This window comes from Bacillus sp. NPDC057893 (genome assembly GCF_042796455.1).
Classification (GTDB): Bacteria; Bacillota; Bacilli; order Bacillales; family Bacillaceae_G; genus Bacillus_A.
This window is the reverse complement of sequence record NZ_JBHVNG010000001.1, coordinates 648833-668469: the sequence shown is the minus strand read 5'-3', so window position 1 is coordinate 668469 and position 19637 is coordinate 648833. Positions and strand designations below refer to the sequence as shown.

Genomic DNA, 19637 nt, shown 5'->3' with positions numbered 1-19637 from the left:
CTCGTTTTGTCGCTTTTTGTATACCATGCAATAAATTGCATGGTACGCAATTTATTGCATGCTATTTTTTGCACAGTCGTACTTTTCTAGCTTGTAATATAAGTTTCGAACTGAAATTCCTAACGCTTTTGCAGTTTTCGTTTTATTCCCATCAAATTTCTCTAAATATCCACGAATAATATTCCCTTCAAACTCTGTCACTAAATGTTCAAGTGGCTTTTCTTCTAATTCAGGTAATAAGTTATTTTGGTTTAACTCCCCCTGCTCTTCTTTATGCAAAGGGGGTAAATGCTGTACATCAATATAAATCTCGTTATAATTCATAAAGATAATAGCTCGTCCTAAAATATTTTCAAGTTCCCTTACATTCCCTGGCCATTCATATGATTGTAAATATGAAACGGCTGAATCGGTGAGTCCTTCTACATTACGACCATAATCTTGATTAATTTTTTGAATTAGCCTTTCTGCAATCGCTGGTATGTCTCCTTTACGCTGACGAAGGGAAGGAATTTGAATCGGGATTTTATTTAAACGATAATATAAGTCCTCTCTGAACTTCCCTTCTAAAATAGCTTTTTCTAAATTCACATGCGTCGCAGCAATCACTCGAACATTAATAGGTATCGCTTTCGTTCCCCCTACTTTCACAATTTCTTTTTCTTGTAGTACACGAAGGAGCTTCGCTTGCGTATTTGCAGATAACTCTCCGATTTCATCTAAAAAAACACTTCCATTATTCGCTTCTTCAAAGAATCCTCGTTTCCCGCCTCTTTTCGCTCCAGAAAACGCGCCTTCCTCATAACCGAATAATTCACTTTCTAATAAGGTCTCAGAAATAGCAGCACAGTTTACTCGTACAAACTTATTGTATTTTCGATTACTACCGTTATGAATAGCGTGTGCAAATAACTCTTTCCCCGTACCAGATTCCCCTCTAAGCAATACTGTTGCCGGTGTATTCGCTCCAAGTTTCGCTTGTTCAATAGCTGCCGTCGTTTCATCTGAATCACCAACAATATCATCAAATGAATATTTTGCTTCTAACGTTCGAATGATTTGTCTTGCCCTATTCAATTCATTTGTTAACTTTTGAATTTCTGATACATCGCGAATTACCCCGACGCTCCCTTTCAATATTCCATCAACAATAACCGGTGCTACATTCACAATTACATCTCGCTTTTTTTGCCCAATCTTCATATGTATTCCTCGTACCGCTCGGCGCGTCCGAAGTACTTTCATATGCATACTTTCACCTTCTACAATATCAGTTGTAGCTGGCTTCCCTATAATATCCTCTTCGGTTAAACCCGTTAACTTCGTATAAGCAGGGTTTATAACTAACCCTCTTCCTTTCTCATCAACAACCGAAATCGCTTCCTCAGATGAATTAATAATCGCCTCAAGTAGCGTTTGAATTTCTTTTAAATCTGTAACTTCTTCCGCTAAATCTACAACTTCTGTAATATCTTTAAAAATCGCAAATGCACCTTGAACTTCTCCATCTTCTTTTAATATCGGGATACGCGTTGTAATGATCTTATTTTCATTCTCTAACGTCAGTTCATGATTCACTTCTATTTTTTTCGTGCGTATAATACGAAGCAACTTACTCGTTGGAATAACTTCTAAAATATATTTTCCTATCGCCTCTTCTTTCTTATATCCGATAATACGCTCTGCACTTTTATTAAACAGACGAACTTGTCCCTCTTGATCTATAACAATCATACCGTCATGCGTTGAATTTAAAATTAAATTCCCTTGTTGCGTCTGCTCTTCTAGCTTCCCAATTAAGCTTTCCTTCTCATGCGCTAGTTTCGTAACAATTTTTGCAATATCCCCTGGTATAAGAAGGGTGTTTTTATGCTTGCTTCCCAATAAAACTTTATGTAAATCATAATCACCTGTCATATCAAACATTACATCAATATGCATAGAAAGAAACGGAGTTACACTATCACTAATCGGAATCCCATATTCCTTTGCAATTTGTAGTCCCTTCGCCGTTGGATTACTATCAATAATCCCTATAATTTGAAATATATTCGAATTTTGTAACAGACTTAGCAGTGTACTTCCACCTTCACCCGCTCCAACAATTAACACCTTTTGTTTCATACATTACACTTCCTCTCGAAGTATCTCTGCAAAATTTTTCACATCCTTATCTTACTCGTTCAGCAATCTCTTGACAAACCCCCTTTTCATATAACATCATTAAAATAAACAAAATAATCTGAAAAGGGGCGTTATGTATGCAGCGTTACCTCGCTCTATCATTAGCACTCATCCCGATTTCATTAGCCGTACTTGGTATTAAACTAATGAGAGATACTGTATTTGGGATTTTATTCTCCCCAATCCCTATATTATGGTTACAATTTTTAATCGGCGCTCTTTGCTTTGCACTCGGGTTTTATATTTTCGGCGGCTTCGTCTTACACAGAGATCGTAAGAGAAATAAAGTGCAAGCCCGCTTCAGAAGATAGAACAAAGTTTTCACATACCGATAAAAAAATGAGACCATTATATTAGGTCTCATTTTTTATCGGTAATAAAGTTCTTGCTGTTTCAGGATAATCAGTAATAATCGCCGATATGTTCATATCAAAATATTTACGCATAAGCGTTTCTTCATTTATCGTGTAAGGGCGAACCTCTACACCACTTTCCATCGTTAATTCAGCGATGGCATCTTGAAGATAACGATAATTCGGATGCACTGCAGTAGCACCCATCTTTTTTGCATATGCCCACGGGCTATGCAAACCTTCACGATACAAAATAGCTGTTTGAATATCAGGAGCCATCATATGGCACCGTTTCATACTATAGTGGTTAAACGAAGAAAATATAACCCGATCCTCCAGACTAAACTTACGCACAAGTGTTATAACCTCTTCTTCTAAACCTCTGTATGGAATTTTATCATTTTTAAGTTCAATATTAAGTAGCAATTGCATTTTTTCAAGCCATTCCAGTACCTCTTCTAAAAGAGGAATTTTACAAAAGCCTACTTTTTCACTAAATTTATAACTTGCATCTAACTTACATAAATCTTCGTATAAATAATTTCGAACAGCACCTTTTCCATTCGTCGTTCGATTCACAGTTTCATCATGAATAACGACAACTTTTTCATCTTTCGTTAATTGAACATCGAGTTCAATTCCGTCTGCCCCGAAAGCCTCTGCTGCTTCAAATGAAATCATTGTATTTTCCGGATACGTTCCCGCCGCACCACGATGCGCAAATATAAGAGTCATCCTCACTCCCCCAATCTTATGCTATACTATACGAAAAAGGAGGTACTTCTATGAGACCATTACAAATTTCTCCAGACACTGCAGTCCGCCTATCAAAAGCGTTAGGTGTTCCACTTGAACAACTTATGCATATGCCTCAGCATATTTTAATCCAAAAATTAGTTGAATTAGAAAAACAAAATAAAGACGAAGAATAATATAGTCCTGTTTTGCAGGGCTTTTTATTATCACCTATTATATCACGGATAACTTACCCACTAAAATTATGAATGCATAGAACAACAAAATAAAAAGCCTCTATAAAGAAGCTTTTTTCTTCAAATTGCAAATTTTAATTTCCTCCAACCTATTGAAGGTCTCCAGATTTGTGTAATTCACCTGTTACTCCATCTCCAAAATTATTTAAAGAAAAAGTTTGCTCTTCTAGCGGATCCATAACTCCTGTAGCTTTTCCGATATTACCACCTTGCAGTTTCCAAAAGTAGTTATGATCGTCCACAACTTTACTAAAGTCTTTGTTTATCCATCTTTCAGCAATCGCTAAAAGTTCTTCTTTCGTTTCAAAAGTACTCTCATTTAAGATACTTCTTACTTTTTCAGCATTTTCTTTAGACATCGGGATTGCTCCCCATTTTTGCTCAGCTATTACTTTTTGGTGAGTCATACTATGCATCGCTTTAACTAAGTCTTCTTCAGTAGAATCTTTTGTAATTTGAAGTTTCGCACTTGCGCCACCAATCTCACCAAACTGCGCTTCTTTTTCTTTTGGAACTGTTTTATATTCGCTTGTATCTATTTCAGCACTAGCTTGTTTGTCCGCCGGATTATCTGCAAGTTCTAACATTCCATAAGTTATACCAGCAGTAAGCCCAACTAAGCCTATTGCACATCCAATCCAAATTAAAATTTTCTTTTTCATATAAATCCCTCCAACCATCTCCAATTACTTCCTTAACAAATCTCTCATAAAAAATATCCTTTTATAGATAATTTTACTAAATATACGTTTTATTTTCCATATAAATCAATGAATCACATTTATCCTTATAACAAAAAAAAGATCAATGAGTTTAAAACTCATTGATCTTTTTTAAAAAAATTCATTTCGAATATATTATCAGCTTAACTACTCTCAGCTAGCCTTATGTTCAAGTCTCAGCTTATCCGCAACCATTGCGATGAACTCGGAATTCGTAGGTTTTGCTTTTGACATGGATACAGTATAACCAAATAAGGACGAAATAGAATCAATATTCCCACGGCTCCAAGCTACTTCAATTGCGTGACGGATTGCGCGCTCGACACGACTTGCTGTTGTATTATATTTCTTTGCGATATCTGGATATAATACTTTCGTAATAGATCCTAGTAATTCGATATCATTGTACACCATAGAGATTGCTTCTCGTAAGTACATATATCCTTTAATATGAGCGGGTACACCAATTTCATGAATGATACTTGTAATACTCGCATCTAAGTTTTTCGGTTTGCCATCAATCGTTGTTGCTGATCGGAAAGATGGTAATGGACGTTTAATGGTAGCATTTTCCTTACCACTCACTTGACGAATATGACTTGTTAAATTCTCCATATCAAATGGTTTTAATATGAAATATGATGCCCCTAAATCAACCGCTTTTTTCGTCACATCTTCTTGTCCGAATGCTGTCAACATAATAACGTTAGGTTGTCTTAGCCTTTCAATATGTCGCATTTTCTCTAGCACAGCTAGACCATCTAAATGTGGCATAATAATGTCTAAAACGAGTATATCAGGCTGCTTTTCTTTCAATAAGTTTAAACATTCTTGACCATTGTAAGCAATTCCAATAACTTCCATATCATCCTGAGCAGCAACATAGCTCTCTAGCATCGATACCAATTCTTTATTATCATCCACAAGACATACTTTAATTTTCTCCACAGTTTTTCCTCCCTTACCGAATCGATTCTTCCGACATGTGTAAGCTTCTAGGCTACATGAATTGTTCGACAATTGTGTGAAAATTCCCTTTAAAGTTTCTTACTTTCCGATAAAATCACAAAAAAATATGTTTATCGTTCATTTTTTTCCTTTCGCAACACATTCCATCATAGAATTACAGCGAAACGTTCAACCCTTTGCTTATATCTTACAACAAAAAACAGCTCTTGCGGAGCTTTTACAAAATTTCAACGAATTTTTCAAAAGAAAAGCGAGCTAATATGTATTAGCTCGCTTTTTTCTCTTGATCATAAATATTAATTCCAGCCTCATGTAACATCCATTCAATATGAACACCGTATCCTGACGTTGGATCATTTACAAATACATGTGTAACCGCACCAATTACTTTCCCATTTTGTACAATCGGACTTCCACTCATTCCTTGTACAATACCACCCGTTTTTGCTAGTAAACGTTTATCTGTCACTTTTATAACCATACCTTTTGTAGCCGGGAACTTTTGTGGTACTGTACTAACAACTTCAATATCAAACGCTTCCACCTTATCTTGATCAATAACTGTTAATATTTTCGCTGGCCCTTCTTTTACTTGATTGGATAATGCGATAGGCATTGCTTTATCCATTATGCCGTTTGTCATATTTGTATTTAATTTCCCAAAAATACCATATGGGCTATTTATTGTAATATTACCAATCACTTCACGATCCGGTGAAAATCTTGCTAATTTTTCTCCCGGGTTCCCGTGACTTCCTCTTTCAATAGACGTTACTGTCGAACGCATAATTTGTCCATCTTCTACTTGAATTGGCTTTTTTGTATCATTATCGGAAATTACATGACCAAGCGCTCCGTATTTCATAGAATCTGGATGTACAAACGTCATCGTTCCGATACCAGCTGCTGAATCACGAATATACAATCCAATTCGGTAAGAAGATTCACCATTATCTTTTTGTGGTGTTAGCTTAGCACGAATATATTTTCCATCTCTTAATAAAACAAGATTAAGCGGTTCACCTGTTTCTCCACTATTATGAACAAATGGTGCTACATCACTCATTCTTTCAATTGTTTTCCCATTGATTTCAGTAATCATATCTCCAATCTGTACACCAGCTGTTTCACCAGGAGATACTTTACCCTTTTCAGTTTGAATTAAATGATGGCCTACAACAAGTACACCTTTTGTGTTCAATTTTACACCAATCGATTGTCCACCTGGAATAACTTTAAAATCTTTTAATACTTTCACATTTACTTTTTTTACTGGAAAACCAGCAAGTTGAAACACCATATCAGCTTCACCATTTTGGTGAGAATTCACCATAAGTTCTTGTTCATTTGAACTTACAGTAAATACATTACGATTTGTAGATGAAGCCTTAAAAACTGGTAATGATGCTATTTCTGATTGTTGTCCTTCAAAAACAACAAGTTGCTTCGGCGATGAAATAAACGTTCGAAGCGGTTTAAAACATCCAATAAAAACTAGAGAAACAAGGAGACAAAGACCTATTATTTTTCGAAATCTTTCTAATTTCAATTTGTTCACTCTCCTCGCTCCTACCCACATTCAGCCTCTTGGCTTCACTTTTTAATCTCTCCTTGCAGTGCTTTATTTATAACCGGAAGAATTAAGAAATCGTCATTTGAGAAAAAAAAGCTATCCATTACTGGATAGCCTCTGCTGTCTGTTTGAAATGATGCGCTTGCGTAAGTAACTCTTTCGCATGCTCTGTCGTTAAATCTGTAATTTCAACACCAGAAATCATTCGAGCAATTTCTGTTACTTTTTCATCCGTACTTAACACAGTAACCGATGTAATTGTCCGATCATTCGCCACTTGTTTTCTAATAAATAAATGCGAGTCCGCCATTGAAGCTACTTGAGGTAAGTGCGTAATACAAAGTACTTGCGAGTTTACTGATACACGATAAATTTTTTCCGCAATAGCCTGCGCAACCCGACCACTCACACCCGTATCCACTTCATCAAAAATAACAGATGCAACACCTTGATGCTTAGAAAAAATGCTTTTTAAAGCTAAAATAATACGAGATAACTCTCCGCCAGAAGCGACCTTTGAAAGTGGCTTTAACGGTTCACCCGGATTCGTTGAAATATAAAATTCCACATGATCGTAGCCATCCGCCGTAAGTTTTACCGGAGTTCCTTCCACGAGAGGTTCTTCTACATTTCCTACCCTCTTCATAATTCTCACTTCAAATTTCGTTTTTTCCATATATAGTTCTTTTAATTCTTGATGAATAGCGCTTGTAAGATGATCTGCAAGCTCATGACGCATAGTACTTAACAACGTTGCTTCTTTTACAATAACACCTTCTAATTTCGTTAACTGCTTTCTCGTCGTTTCAATATGTACGTCTTTATTTTCAATCGTAAAAATTTCTTGTTCAATTTTATCAGCATACGCTAAAATCTCTTCTACAGTATTTCCATACTTTCTCTTTAACATACGGATTTCATTCAAACGTGTTTCAATTTCATCTAGACGTTTCGGATCATATTCCATCATATCTAACTTTTCTCTAAGCTGATATGCAACTTCTTCTAATAAGTAATAACTATTTGCAATGGAATCATGATTTTCTTGATACGCTTCATCTAAGTGCGTAATACTCTCCATTTGTCCCATTGCATTTCTTACGTGATCTAATCCCTGTCCGTCTCCACTTAACGAACGATATGCATCTCCTAATGCTTTATAAATCTTTTCAAAATTGGAGATTTTTAATCGTTCCTCAGTCAATTCATATTCTTCATCCATTTTTAAATCCGCATTGCGAATTTCTTCATGTTGGAATTGAATTAAATCTAGACGATGGGCCATTTGTTGTTCATTTTCACTTAAAGATTTCAGCTGTTTTTTTAACTTCTCATAGTCTGTATATACATTTTGATATATGTCCAATTGTTTAACAATGCGATTTCCATCAAAATGATCAAGCATAAACATATGACGCTCTTCATTCATTAAATCTTGTGTTTCATGCTGTCCATGAATATCAACTAGCGTTTTTCCAATTTCTTTTAATATGCTGAGTGTAACAAGTTTCCCATTTACACGACAGACACTTTTTCCATTCGCAGCGATGTCACGCTTCAAAATAATCATGCCATCTTCTATTTCTATATCTAACTCTTCTGCCTTTGCGATACATGGATGCTTGTCATCTTCTACATAGAATAATCCTTCTATCTCAGCCTTTTCTGTTCCATATCGAACAAATTCTGCTGAACCACGGCCACCAACAAGCAAACTAATTGCATCAATAATAATGGATTTTCCAGCTCCTGTTTCACCACTTAAAACGGTTAAACCTTTTTGAAAAGAAATATTTAATGCCTCAATAATAGCAAAGTTTCTGATCGATAATTCCGATAACAATGCCCCATTCACCTCGTTATAAACTAATCCCCTATTAAGGGCTTTTCTCAGTATTCTTCATTCAAATAGTTATACTATATGTTTGTATGTATAAATTACTCTTCTAACCCGCTCCATTGTACCAAACATTCGTTTTACGGGTCAATCCACCTATTTTCTAACTTCATTAAAAAAAAATAATGTATTGTATTTGAAAATCCGTATTTTCCGCCAATAAAAATATCTTGTTTACTTTCCACTTTACAGAGGAAAGTAAACAAGATTTTTCTGTTACAGCATATTTAAGAAACGATCAGAGACAACACCTGTATCTTCAGGTGTACGGCAAATAATTAAGCAAGTATCATCACCACAAATGGTTCCGACGATCTCATCCCACTCTAAATGATCAATAAGTGCCCCAAGTGAATGAGCGTTACCAGGCAATGTTTTTAACACAAGCATATGTCCTGCCGTGTCTAATTTTACAAATGAATCCACTAGATTTCGTTTTAATTTTTGCAACGGATTAAATCGTTGATCTGCTGGCAAGCTATATTTATAGCGACCATCATGTAATGGTACCTTCACTAAGTGCAGTTCTTTAATATCGCGCGATACTGTTGCTTGCGTTACATTAAACCCCACATTACGTAAAATATCAACTAGTTCATCTTGTGTTTCAATTTCTTTGTTCGCAATAATTTCCCTGATTTTAATATGGCGCTGACCTTTATTCATACATTTGCACCTCACACTATCTCTTACCATAGTTTAAACATTGGTATACTTCATTTATTTATGTTAACGTATAATCCGTTACTTGTACACAATTGTTTTTACAATAATTATACGATTACAACAAAAAGAGGAACAACATATGTTATTCCCCTTTCCCTTTTTGTTTTAGAACATTATGCGCTTCTGTAACAACTTGTTCAATAGAAACCGGAGAATGATTTTCGCCATTCTCACGCTCACCGTGCCACTTTAGATGAATTAAAAATTCAATATTTCCATCCCCGCCTGTAATTGGTGAGAATGTTAAACCTTCGACATTATAGCCTTCCTTAAGAGCAAAATCGACAATCATTTCCACGACAGCTTCATGTACTTTTCTATCACGAACAATGCCTTTTTTCCCGACTTGTTCTCGTCCAGCTTCAAACTGAGGTTTAATCAATGCAGCTACATCACCATTTGGCATAAGCATTGTTTTTAAAACCGGCAATATAAGCCTTAATGATATAAATGAAACATCAATACTTGCAAACTGAGGTAAACCACGCTCTAAATCTGCCGGTGTCACGTAACGGAAGTTCGTTCGTTCCATCACAACAACACGCTCATCTTGACGCAATTTCCACGCAAGTTGATTATATCCTACATCTAATGCGTAGGATAACTTCGCCCCATTTTGAAGCGCACAGTCTGTAAAACCACCAGTTGATGAACCAATATCTATCATAACTTTATCTTGTAAATCAAGTTGAAATGTTTCTAATGCCTTTTCAAGCTTATAACCACCACGGCTTACATACGGCATAACTTGCCCTTTCACCGTAATCTCCGTATCTTGCGAGATTTTCTCCCCTGGCTTATCGAGTCTCATTTCATTCGCATATACAAGACCTGCCATAACAGCACGTTTAGCCTTCTCACGCGTTTCTATAAGTCCTCGCTCTACTAATAGTACATCTACTCTTTCTTTTTTTACGCTCATTTGTTACGCCCTTTTTTGTTTTGATGGAATCATTGTATGAATACGGTCTACAACAGCATCTGTCGTTAAACCAATTTCTTCTAACAGTTTTGTTACACTACCATGCTCTATGAAGCGATCAGGAATACCCATTCGTTCAATTAAAGCACTATGGTATCCGTTCTCAGAAGCAAATTCAACTACTCCCGTTCCAAAGCCACCGATTAAACAAGCCTCTTCAATCGTTAAAATCGGTATGTTTTTTCCTAAAAGTTCATGTAAATACGCCTCATCCATTGGCTTAATAAAGCGAGCGTTCACTACTTTCACTGAAATCCCAGCTTTTTCAAGACGCTCAGCTGCTTCCATTGCCATCGGAATTGTCGTACCAAACGTTAAAATCGCTGCTTGTGTACCTTCTTTTAACGTTTCCCAGGTACCAATTGGAATCGCCTTTAATTCTTCATCCATTTGAACGCCAAGTCCATTGCCGCGTGCATAACGTAAAGCAATCGGTCCATCTTCGTATTGCATCGCTGTATATACTAAATGTTGTCCTTCATTTTCATCTTTCGGCATCATAATCACCATATTCGGCAAGTGACGTAAAAACGCGATGTCAAATACTCCTTGATGTGTTTCACCATCTGCTCCAACTAATCCAGAACGATCTATTCCAATGAAAACATTTAAATTTTGGCGACAAATATCATGAACAACTTGGTCATATGCTCTTTGTAAAAACGTTGAATAAATTGCTAAGAATGGCTTCATTCCTTGCGTTGCCATACCAGCTGCCATTGTTGTAGCATGTTGTTCTGCAATACCCACATCAATCATTCGATCCGGGAATTCTTTTTGGAATTTCTCAAGTTTTGATCCAACAGGCATTGCAGGAGTAATCGCAACGATACGTTCATTCGTTCTCGCTAGCTTAAGCACTGTTTCACTAACAACAGCACTCCATGCTGGTGCAACTTCCTTCGGTTTAACGAAGTCACCTGACTCAATTTTATACGGTCCTGTTCCATGCCAAGTTCCAATAACGTCACTCTCAGCTGGTTTATAACCTTTTCCTTTTTTCGTAATAACATGAACAAGTACTGGGCCTTTTGTTTTCTTTGCATATTGCAACGTTTCGAATAACTTTTCATAATCATGCCCATCGACCGGACCTAAATATGTAAAGCCTAATTCTTCAAAAAAGACGCCTGATACTAGTAAATATTTTAGACTATCTTTTATTTTCTCTGCTGTCGCAGCAACTTTCCCGCCGACTGCTGGGATTTTCTTCAATATATATTCTAATTCATCTTTTACCCAATGGTACTTCCCTGCGGTACGTAAACGACCAAGTACATTATGAAGTGCACCGACGTTTGGTGCAATTGACATTTCATTGTCATTCAAAATAACAATCATGTCCGTTTTTTCATGTCCAATATGGTTCAATGCCTCTAAAGCCATTCCGCCTGTTAATGCACCATCGCCAATGATTGGTATAACGTATTCTTCCGTTTTCTTTAAATCACGCGCTAGAGCCATTCCCATTGCAGCAGATAACGACGTCGAACTATGACCAGTTTCCCAAACATCATGCTCACTCTCGCAGCGTTTTGGAAAACCACATAGACCTTGGTATTGCCTTAATGTGCCGAATTCTTTCGCACGCCCTGTTAAAATTTTATGTACATAGGATTGATGTCCTACGTCCCATAAAAACTTATCTTTCGGACTATCAAATAATTTATGCAGAGCAATTGTGAGTTCTACTACACCTAAATTAGGTGCAATATGTCCACCTGTTTGAGAGAGCTCTTCAATTAAAAACTTACGAATATCCTCACTCAACCCCTCTAGTTCACTGATAGACATATCTTTCAAAAAACTAGGGTTTTGAATTTGCGTTAGATCCACATGGATCACTCACTTTCATTTCATAATCTGTCAACATGTCAAATATTATAAGAAACATTTACACAACACAAGAAATTATCTTTTCTATTCTTCTTATCTTGTCCTGCTTTCAGAAAACACTTCCATTTTTTCACTTATCATATTATACATCATATTTCTTTACGTGATGAAAAAAATAGCCGCTAACACGAAGTGATAACGGCAATGTAATCTACATATATTTTTGCCAATAACAAGAAAAGAAAAACCTTTTCCTACATTTATACCATAAAATGATGAATGACTCAACAAATGGAAACGCTGTTATATTAGTTATTACGTTTTGCGATTAAATCACAAATAGATAGTAAATATTCATCTTGTAATTGTAAGGAGCTAATAGAATCTTTTGCTTTTGCAATTTTCTCCTCTAAAATAGATTTTGCTCTATCTACAGTAAATAACGTCGTATATGTGCTCTTTTCGTTGGAAGCATCACTACCAATCGGTTTTCCAATCTCTTCTTCTGTTCCTTCTACATCCAAAATATCATCTCTAATTTGGAAAGCTAGACCGATATATTTCGCAAATGCAAGTAACTTCTCTTCTTGCTCTTCTGTAGCATCAGAAAGTATCGCTCCTGCAAGTACAGCAAACTCAAGCAGTTTACCTGTCTTATGCTTATGGATGTACTCTAATTCATTAATTGTAAGTCGTTTTCCTTCAGCTTCCATATCTGCCACTTGTCCAGCAACCATTCCTTCAGGTCCTGCTGCTTTCGCAAGCTCAAGTACAAGTCTTACTTTTTTTTCAGCAGAGATTTCTTTTTGCCCATATGCCATAATAACTTGAAAAGCATATGTCAACAAACCATCTCCTGCTAAAACTGCCATTGCTTCACCAAATACTTTATGATTGGTAGGCTTTCCTCGTCTTAGATCATCATCATCCATACAAGGTAAATCATCATGAATTAACGAATATGTATGAATCATTTCAAGGGCACAAGCTGCACCCACTCCAAGATTTCTTTCTTTCCCAAACGCTTGTAACGTTGCAAATAAAAGTAACGGGCGGAGACGTTTCCCACCCGCTTCCAAAGAATATGCCATCGCTTCACGAAGCACATTTGGACATTGTAATTCATTTGCATAGCTTACAAGATTTTCTTCCACAAAAGTTTTACTCTCTTTCAAAAAAGCATCAAAAGCTATATGTGTCACTATGCTTCATCTCCTAAAGCAGTAAACGGTTTAAGCTCTCCATCTTCTCCAAGGATAACTGCCATTTGTTCTTGTACATCTTTCAATTTCTCATCACAAAGCTTAGATAATTCCATGCCTTCTTTAAAATAAGAAATCGCTTCCTCTAAAGGTACATCACCTTGTTCAAGCTTAGAAACGAGATGCTCAAGCTGCGAAATCGCCTCTTCAAAGCTTAACTTATTTTCCATTATTCAATTCACGCTCCTCTATGCTTGATACGCTACAATCTAGTATTCCATCTTGTAATTGAACCGAAACAGCATCTCCAAGGCTAACATCTTTCACGCTTTTTAATACTTGTTTCTCTTCATCGTATACAAGCCCGTACCCTCTCATCATTACTTTAAGCGGGCTTAATACTTCAAGCTTTTGAGCCGCTCTCACAAATATGAACTCCTTCGTTTGAAGTAACGTTTGCATTTCACGTTGCAACTGCTTTTGCAACGTTTCAATTGCCGTTTTCGTTTGTATAATTTTTTGAGATGGGTGGTGCTTTTCTAAATAAAATGAAAGTTGCTTTAATTGATTTACTTTTTTATCTATATAACGCTCTTTCGCTAAAACAAGTTGTTCAAGAGCTCTGTCTAACTGCTCTTCTTTTTGCTCGTACACTTGCCTTGGATAACGGAACGCATAAGATTTTTGTAACACTTGCAATTTTTCTTCTTTTTTATGTACTCTCTCTCTCATTGCTCGTTGCAATCTCAGAGTTCTTTGTAATACCTTTTCTTGTAACTCTATAATATTAGGTACTGCCAGCTCAGCTGCTGCAGTCGGTGTTGGTGCACGTAAATCCGCGACAAAATCTGCGATTGTAAAATCCGTTTCATGCCCTACAGCTGAAATAATCGGAATCTCACTTGTAAAAATTGCTCTTGCAACTACTTCCTCATTAAAGGCCCATAATTCTTCAATAGAGCCTCCACCACGTCCAACAATTAAAACATCAATATCTCCCATTTCATTCGCTGTACGAATTGCTTGTACAATTGAGGGAGCCGCTGACTCCCCTTGTACAAGTACAGGAAACACAATAACATTTCCAATTGGATAACGACGTTTAATTGTTGTTATAATATCGCGAATTGCTGCTCCTGTTGGCGACGTTATAACACCGATTGCTTTTGCATACGCAGGGATTGGACGCTTATAAACTTGAGAAAACAGCCCTTCTTCTTCTAATCGGACTTTTAATTGTTCATAAGCTAAATGAAGATTTCCAACTCCATCAGGCTGCATGTCTTGAATATAAATTTGATAAGAACCACTCGCCTCGTAAACAGAAATCTTTCCTTTTACAAGTACTTTCATTCCATTTTCCGGTCTGAATTTAATGTTACGATTATGACCCGCAAACATAACCGCTGCAATTCTTGCATTTTCATCTTTCAATGTAAAATACATATGACCACGACTATGATATTTAAAGTTGGAAATTTCTCCTTTTAACCAAACAGACTGTAAATGCGGATCATACTCTATTTTTGTTTTAATATAGCGTGTTAATGCTGTAACGGTTAAATATTGTTTCTCCATTGCTCTCTCCTCATAGCCGATTCAAATTATTGACAAACAACACCTGTACGCTTTGCAGACTCCACAGTGTTGTGAAGAAGCATTGTAATAGTCATTGGGCCGACTCCTTTTGGCACAGGCGTAATGTAACCTGCAACGTCTAATACATTGTCAAAATCAACATCACCACAAAGTTTGCCTGTTTCTAAACGGTTAACACCAACATCAATTACAACCGCACCTTTTTTAATATAGTCAGCTGTTACCATTTTCGGTCGTCCAACGGCTACGATTAAAATATCAGCTAACTTCGATAATTCTTCTATATTTTGCGTCTTAGAATGACAATATGTGACAGTTGCATTTTCATTTAAAAACAGTTGCCCCACTGGTTTACCAACAATATTACTTCTTCCAATTACAACAACATGCTTTCCAGAAATATCAAGATCCGTTTCTTTTACTAATTCTAAAATGCCATGCGGTGTACATGGAAGGAATGTGTCTTGTCCCGTCATCATACGTCCTACGCTGATTGGGTGAAATCCATCTACATCCTTTTCCGGTGAAATTCTTTCAATGATAGCTTTTTCTTCAATATGTTTTGGTAAAGGCAATTGTACCAATATGCCATTAATGCGGTCGTCTCCATTTAAGCGATCGATTTCAGCAAGCAAACGCTCCTCCGTACTCGTTTCAGGAAGTTCAATTAGCTCTGAATAGATTCCTACTTGCTCACAGCCTTTTTCTTTTCCTTTTACATAAGAACGAGATGCTGGATCTTCTCCAACTAAAATAACTGCTAATCCTGGTACAATCCCTTGCTCTTTTAACTTCACAACTTCTTCTTTTAATTGTGCTCGTTTTTTCTCCGCAACTTCATTTCCTTTGATGATTACTGCTACCATTTTAAGTTTCCCCCTTAAAGAAATTACAGTGTATCTTTTATATTAGATAAAACGCCGTTAATAAAACGACGAGATTCCTCATCCCCAAATGTTTTTGCGATTTCAATTGCTTCGTTAATTGTTACATTGTGCGGAATCTCTTCCATGTATTTCATCTCACACACAGCTACACGTAAAATACTGCGATCAACAATACTAATACGCTCAAGCTTCCACTTTTTTAAATTTTGACGAATTGCTGCGTCAATCTCTTCTTTGTTGTCTACAAATCCTACAACAAGTGATTCTAGAAACTCATTTGTTTCTTCGCCTTCATCTAGCGTATTTTCCACCGCTACTTTCGGTTCTAATTCACCTGTAATATCCATTTGGTATAATGCTTGCATTGCTCTTTCTCTAGCCGTCCTACGTTTCATTGTAACTCTCCTTTATACTTCAAGTCTTTCCTTATGTTTTGTTATATTATTATAATTTATAAGCCGTCAATTCACTTACTCTTGCAGTTTTCATTGATTTTCCAACCTTATAATACAATGATAATAACACAATTTATCGTTTCACACACGGGGTACAAGGCTGAAAAATAATAAAAAGATTAACTTCAAGTTCCATATCTTATCACAATGTACGTTTTTTGGAAAAATGAAACATCCCGTTTTATATTTCTCATTTTTTAAAATAGTATAATAATTAGAGGGTTTTAATTTGTGAAGAAATGAAACGATAAAAAAGATGCCTATTTTACTAGGCACCTTTTTTCACTCTTACACTGGTTCGATTTCTGTTTTTTGTGTTTCGAATGTTACGCCAACGATGTGAACGTTCACTTCTTTTGGCTCAAGTCCTGTCATTGTAAAGAGTGCTTGGCGAATATTGTCTTGAATTTTTTGTGCAACAACCGGAATTGCTACACCAAAATACATCACAACATAAAGGTCAACAATAATATCTTCGTTTGCTAATTCAACCTTTACACCTTTACCATGATTTTTCTTACCTAACTTCTCAACAACATCTGTAGCAAAATTACCACGCATTGCCGCTACACCTTCCACTTCAGCAGCTGCAATACCTGCAATTACTTCGATTACTTCTGGTGCAATTTCTACTTTTCCAAGAGTTGTATCTTGACCCATATCTAACATATGTTCAGCCATGAAAAAAACCTCCTTTAATGTATCACTGCGTCACAAGTTCATGCTCTTCCAAAAATTTCGTGTTAAACTCACCTTTTACAAAATCAGGATGATCTAACAATTGCAAATGGAACGGGATTGTTGTATGTACGCCTTCAATGACAAACTCACTGAGCGCTCGCTTCATTTTTGCAATTGCCTCTTCACGTGTTTTTCCGTGAACAATTAATTTAGCAACCATCGAATCATAGAAAGGTGGTATTGAATATCCCGGATATACAGCTGAATCGACGCGAATACCAAATCCGCCTGGTGGTAAGTACATTTCTACTCTACCTGGAGATGGCATAAATTTTTTGGCAGGGTTTTCCGCATTAATTCGACATTCCATTGCCCAACCATTAAATTGTACTTCTTCTTGCTGTAACGATAACTTTTCTCCAGAAGCAACAAGAATTTGTTCTTTAATTAAATCCATCCCTGTTACCATTTCAGTAACTGGATGTTCAACTTGGATTCTCGTATTCATCTCCATGAAATAAAAGCTTTTCGTTTTATATTCATAAATAAACTCAACCGTACCAGCACCTGTATAATCAACCGCTACCGCCGCTTTAACTGCTGCGTCACCCATTTGCTTGCGAATATCCTCATCAAGTGCAGGTGATGGACTTTCTTCTAATAGTTTTTGTAGACGGCGCTGAATTGTACAATCACGCTCTCCTAAATGAATGGCATTTCCATGTGTATCTGCCATTATTTGAATCTCAACATGGCGGAAATCTTCAACGTACTTCTCTAAGTATACACCAGGGTTCCCAAAAGCGGTACTAGCTTCTTGCTGTGTAATTTGAATTCCTTTTACAAGCTCTTCTTCATGGCGCGCAACACGAATACCTTTTCCGCCGCCACCTGCAGTCGCTTTAATAATAACTGGATATCCAATTTGATTAGCAAGCTCGATCGCTTCTTCGGTATTTTTAATAATCCCTTGTGAACCTGGTACAATCGGAACCCCTGCTTCTTTCATTGTATCACGTGCAACGTCTTTTGTGCCCATCTTTGAAATGGCTTCTGGGCTTGGACCGATAAAAATCAAGTTACACTCACGGCATAATTCTGCAAAATCTGCATTCTCTGCTAAAAATCCATATCCCGGATGAATTGCATCACAACCTGTTAATTTCGCAACACTAATAATGTTCGTCAAATTTAAATAGCTTTCTTTTGAAATCGTTGGTCCAACACAATACGCTTCATCTGCAATTTGCACATGAAGTGACTCTTTGTCTGCTTCTGAATAAATTGCAACTGTTTCAATATCCATTTCTTTACAAGCACGAATAATTCGTACAGCAATTTCCCCACGATTGGCTATTAATACTTTTTTTATCATCACAAAGACTCCCTTATTACGCTTTTACAAGAAATAGCGGTTGTCCATACTCAACAAGCTGTCCGTTATTAACAAGAATTTCAACAATTTCGCCCTCTACATCTGCGTCAATTTCGTTAAATAATTTCATAGCTTCAATAATACATACGATAGAATCTTTCGATACTCTGTCCCCAACACTTACATATTGAGGTGTATCCGGCGAAGAAGAGGAATAAAATGTCCCTACCATCGGTGATGTGATTTTATGTAGGTTTTCATTTTGAACAGCTTTCTTCTCTTCTTGTTTTTGCACTTCTACTTGCGCTGCCGCTACTGTCGTTTCTACTTCAACAGATGCTGCTGGTTGTACTACCTGTTTCGTTACCGGTGCTTGCACAGCAACAACTTCATTACCACGTTTTTTCATTTTGATTGTTGTACCGTCTTTTTTGTATTCAAATTCATCAATATTAGAGCTATCAATTAATTTAATTAATTCACGAACTTCTTGAATTTTAAACATGTAAAATCCACTCCCATACTCTTGTTTGTCCCGTTTTTACAGATTGGCATCAAATTGATTTACTGTAAAAATACGATGTATTCTATTAGAAAATTTATTCCTATGACATTTACTAATAGAAATATTTACTATTCCCATCTTACGCCAAATTTTTTAAACATTCCAATTTATATTTCTTTATTATAAATCGAAATTCCTGTAAAAATATTATTCCACCAAAAAATTATTACCTAGTAATAATACCAAGTTTCACACGAAATTGGCAAGACCACTTCCTAAAAAACATTCTTTACTTTTTCAAAACTGTACAGTATAAAAACGTAATTCCCTCAGCATTCTTCATTTTATCTACGGTAAAAAAACATATTTTTACCAAATATTATTTTTTTGTTTACGTGCCGTTCATTCTTCCTTCATAAAAGAATAGTATGTTCAAAGTGTAGAAAATTTATTGTAGTGAGGTGTGGACATATGATATGGCTCATCCTGTTCTTGCCTGCCGTAGTGATTTGGGCATTGGTCCTCTTCATCCACGTCAAATCTGGAAAAAGTAATCACCATCATCATGAACCATTAATCTTTTACTCACAGCGTATTTCCCCGTTTCCAATTGAAAATACTAAAAACAACTGCAAAGATGAAATAGAAAAAGGCTATCGAAAACGATAGCTTTTTTCTATTATTCTTTTTATCTAACTG

Annotated in this window: 20 protein-coding genes; 3 read left to right on the top strand and 17 right to left on the bottom strand. The window is 36.3% G+C overall.

Annotated elements, in window-relative coordinates:
- Positions 1–51 precede the first annotated feature (51 nt).
- Positions 52–2124, bottom strand: coding sequence for a sigma 54-interacting transcriptional regulator (locus tag ACFVQC_RS03720; RefSeq protein WP_377897438.1), 2073 nt, complete (start codon positions 2122–2124; stop codon positions 52–54).
- A gap of 137 nt (positions 2125–2261) precedes the next feature.
- On the opposite strand from ACFVQC_RS03720, the gene ACFVQC_RS03715 reads away from it, so the two are divergent.
- Complete coding sequence (locus ACFVQC_RS03715; RefSeq protein ID WP_002111735.1) at positions 2262–2495, top strand: DUF2627 domain-containing protein; 234 nt, start codon at positions 2262–2264, stop codon at positions 2493–2495.
- A 42-nt stretch (positions 2496–2537) separates the two neighbouring features.
- Here ACFVQC_RS03715 and ACFVQC_RS03710 read toward each other — a convergent pair whose 3' ends face one another.
- Positions 2538–3272, bottom strand: a complete 735-nt coding sequence (locus ACFVQC_RS03710; RefSeq protein WP_377897436.1) for a glycerophosphodiester phosphodiesterase — start codon at positions 3270–3272, stop codon at positions 2538–2540.
- Positions 3273–3322: 50 nt separating this feature from the next.
- Between ACFVQC_RS03710 and ACFVQC_RS03705 the strand changes: the two genes are divergently transcribed.
- A complete protein-coding gene (locus ACFVQC_RS03705) occupies positions 3323–3469 on the top strand; it encodes a YycC family protein (RefSeq protein WP_001247671.1) in 147 nt (48 codons plus the stop codon).
- 149 nt (positions 3470–3618) lie between these two features.
- On the opposite strand, the gene ACFVQC_RS03700 is transcribed toward ACFVQC_RS03705, so the two are convergent.
- The 15 genes from ACFVQC_RS03700 to accB form a co-directional block, all read right to left on the bottom strand.
- Complete coding sequence (locus ACFVQC_RS03700; RefSeq protein ID WP_377890421.1) at positions 3619–4191, bottom strand: PRK06770 family protein; 573 nt, start codon at positions 4189–4191, stop codon at positions 3619–3621.
- Positions 4192–4404: 213 nt separating this feature from the next.
- Positions 4405–5199: a sporulation transcription factor Spo0A gene (gene spo0A / locus ACFVQC_RS03695; protein ID WP_002111741.1), complete on the bottom strand. Its 795-nt coding sequence runs from the start codon at positions 5197–5199 to the stop codon at positions 4405–4407.
- 286 nt (positions 5200–5485) lie between these two features.
- Positions 5486–6778, bottom strand: coding sequence for a SpoIVB peptidase (gene spoIVB, locus ACFVQC_RS03690; protein ID WP_377890424.1), 1293 nt, complete (start codon positions 6776–6778; stop codon positions 5486–5488).
- A gap of 118 nt (positions 6779–6896) precedes the next feature.
- Positions 6897–8636: a DNA repair protein RecN gene (gene recN / locus ACFVQC_RS03685; RefSeq protein ID WP_002145805.1), complete on the bottom strand. Its 1740-nt coding sequence runs from the start codon at positions 8634–8636 to the stop codon at positions 6897–6899.
- Positions 8637–8906: 270 nt separating this feature from the next.
- Positions 8907–9356, bottom strand: a complete 450-nt coding sequence (argR, locus tag ACFVQC_RS03680) for an arginine repressor ArgR (RefSeq protein ID WP_002015076.1) — start codon at positions 9354–9356, stop codon at positions 8907–8909.
- A 142-nt stretch (positions 9357–9498) separates the two neighbouring features.
- A complete protein-coding gene (locus ACFVQC_RS03675) occupies positions 9499–10338 on the bottom strand; it encodes a TlyA family RNA methyltransferase (RefSeq protein ID WP_002145804.1) in 840 nt (279 codons plus the stop codon).
- 3 nt (positions 10339–10341) lie between these two features.
- On the bottom strand, positions 10342–12234 hold the full coding sequence (dxs, locus tag ACFVQC_RS03670) for a 1-deoxy-D-xylulose-5-phosphate synthase (RefSeq protein ID WP_377890427.1): 1893 nt from the start codon (positions 12232–12234) through the stop codon (positions 10342–10344).
- A 308-nt stretch (positions 12235–12542) separates the two neighbouring features.
- Positions 12543–13436 carry a (2E,6E)-farnesyl diphosphate synthase gene (gene ispA, locus ACFVQC_RS03665; RefSeq protein WP_002145801.1) on the bottom strand — a complete coding sequence of 298 codons (894 nt, stop codon included), beginning with the start codon at positions 13434–13436 and terminating at the stop codon, positions 12543–12545.
- Positions 13436–13666 (bottom strand): exodeoxyribonuclease VII small subunit, encoded by a 231-nt coding sequence (gene xseB / locus ACFVQC_RS03660; protein WP_000428422.1) that lies wholly within the window; start codon positions 13664–13666, stop codon positions 13436–13438. The genes ispA and xseB overlap by 1 nt, the downstream gene beginning before the upstream one ends.
- Complete coding sequence (gene xseA / locus ACFVQC_RS03655) at positions 13656–15014, bottom strand: exodeoxyribonuclease VII large subunit (RefSeq protein ID WP_377897433.1); 1359 nt, start codon at positions 15012–15014, stop codon at positions 13656–13658. The genes xseB and xseA overlap by 11 nt, the downstream gene beginning before the upstream one ends.
- A gap of 26 nt (positions 15015–15040) precedes the next feature.
- The gene (gene folD / locus ACFVQC_RS03650) at positions 15041–15901 is read right to left on the bottom strand and encodes a bifunctional methylenetetrahydrofolate dehydrogenase/methenyltetrahydrofolate cyclohydrolase FolD (protein WP_002145800.1); all 861 of its coding nucleotides are present in this window, start codon (positions 15899–15901) and stop codon (positions 15041–15043) included.
- A gap of 23 nt (positions 15902–15924) precedes the next feature.
- Positions 15925–16317 carry a N utilization substance protein NusB gene (gene nusB / locus ACFVQC_RS03645; RefSeq protein WP_002067080.1) on the bottom strand — a complete coding sequence of 131 codons (393 nt, stop codon included), beginning with the start codon at positions 16315–16317 and terminating at the stop codon, positions 15925–15927.
- Positions 16318–16665: 348 nt separating this feature from the next.
- Positions 16666–17058 (bottom strand): Asp23/Gls24 family envelope stress response protein, encoded by a 393-nt coding sequence (locus ACFVQC_RS03640; protein WP_000807630.1) that lies wholly within the window; start codon positions 17056–17058, stop codon positions 16666–16668.
- A gap of 22 nt (positions 17059–17080) precedes the next feature.
- On the bottom strand, positions 17081–18433 hold the full coding sequence (gene accC, locus ACFVQC_RS03635; protein ID WP_377890433.1) for an acetyl-CoA carboxylase biotin carboxylase subunit: 1353 nt from the start codon (positions 18431–18433) through the stop codon (positions 17081–17083).
- Between the two features lie 16 nt (positions 18434–18449).
- Complete coding sequence (gene accB, locus ACFVQC_RS03630) at positions 18450–18938, bottom strand: acetyl-CoA carboxylase biotin carboxyl carrier protein (protein WP_002145798.1); 489 nt, start codon at positions 18936–18938, stop codon at positions 18450–18452.
- A gap of 471 nt (positions 18939–19409) precedes the next feature.
- On the opposite strand from accB, the gene ACFVQC_RS03625 reads away from it, so the two are divergent.
- Positions 19410–19607: a DNA recombination protein RecO gene (locus ACFVQC_RS03625; RefSeq protein ID WP_080019112.1), complete on the top strand. Its 198-nt coding sequence runs from the start codon at positions 19410–19412 to the stop codon at positions 19605–19607.
- The last annotated feature ends 30 nt before the right edge of the window (positions 19608–19637 follow it).

Bases quoted from the DNA above. Each gene is read 5' to 3' on its own strand.
- ACFVQC_RS03720 (WP_377897438.1), bottom strand. From the start codon at position 2,124: ATGAAACAAAAGGTGTTAATTGTTGGAGCGGGTGAAGGTGGAAGTACA.
- ACFVQC_RS03710 (WP_377897436.1), bottom strand. From the start codon at position 3,272: ATGACTCTTATATTTGCGCATCGTGGTGCGGCGGGAACGTATCCGGAA.
- ACFVQC_RS03640 (WP_000807630.1), bottom strand. From the start codon at position 17,058: ATGGCTGAACATATGTTAGATATGGGTCAAGATACAACTCTTGGAAAA.
- xseA (WP_377897433.1), bottom strand. From the start codon at position 15,014: ATGGAGAAACAATATTTAACCGTTACAGCATTAACACGCTATATTAAA.
- folD (WP_002145800.1), bottom strand. From the start codon at position 15,901: ATGGTAGCAGTAATCATCAAAGGAAATGAAGTTGCGGAGAAAAAACGA.
- ACFVQC_RS03700 (WP_377890421.1), bottom strand. From the start codon at position 4,191: ATGAAAAAGAAAATTTTAATTTGGATTGGATGTGCAATAGGCTTAGTT.
- accC (WP_377890433.1), bottom strand. From the start codon at position 18,433: ATGATAAAAAAAGTATTAATAGCCAATCGTGGGGAAATTGCTGTACGA.
- nusB (WP_002067080.1), bottom strand. From the start codon at position 16,317: ATGAAACGTAGGACGGCTAGAGAAAGAGCAATGCAAGCATTATACCAA.
- accB (WP_002145798.1), bottom strand. From the start codon at position 18,938: ATGTTTAAAATTCAAGAAGTTCGTGAATTAATTAAATTAATTGATAGC.
- xseB (WP_000428422.1), bottom strand. From the start codon at position 13,666: ATGGAAAATAAGTTAAGCTTTGAAGAGGCGATTTCGCAGCTTGAGCAT.
- ACFVQC_RS03705 (WP_001247671.1), top strand. From the start codon at position 3,323: ATGAGACCATTACAAATTTCTCCAGACACTGCAGTCCGCCTATCAAAA.
- ACFVQC_RS03675 (WP_002145804.1), bottom strand. From the start codon at position 10,338: ATGAGCGTAAAAAAAGAAAGAGTAGATGTACTATTAGTAGAGCGAGGA.
- ACFVQC_RS03625 (WP_080019112.1), top strand. From the start codon at position 19,410: ATGATATGGCTCATCCTGTTCTTGCCTGCCGTAGTGATTTGGGCATTG.
- ACFVQC_RS03715 (WP_002111735.1), top strand. From the start codon at position 2,262: ATGCAGCGTTACCTCGCTCTATCATTAGCACTCATCCCGATTTCATTA.
- argR (WP_002015076.1), bottom strand. From the start codon at position 9,356: ATGAATAAAGGTCAGCGCCATATTAAAATCAGGGAAATTATTGCGAAC.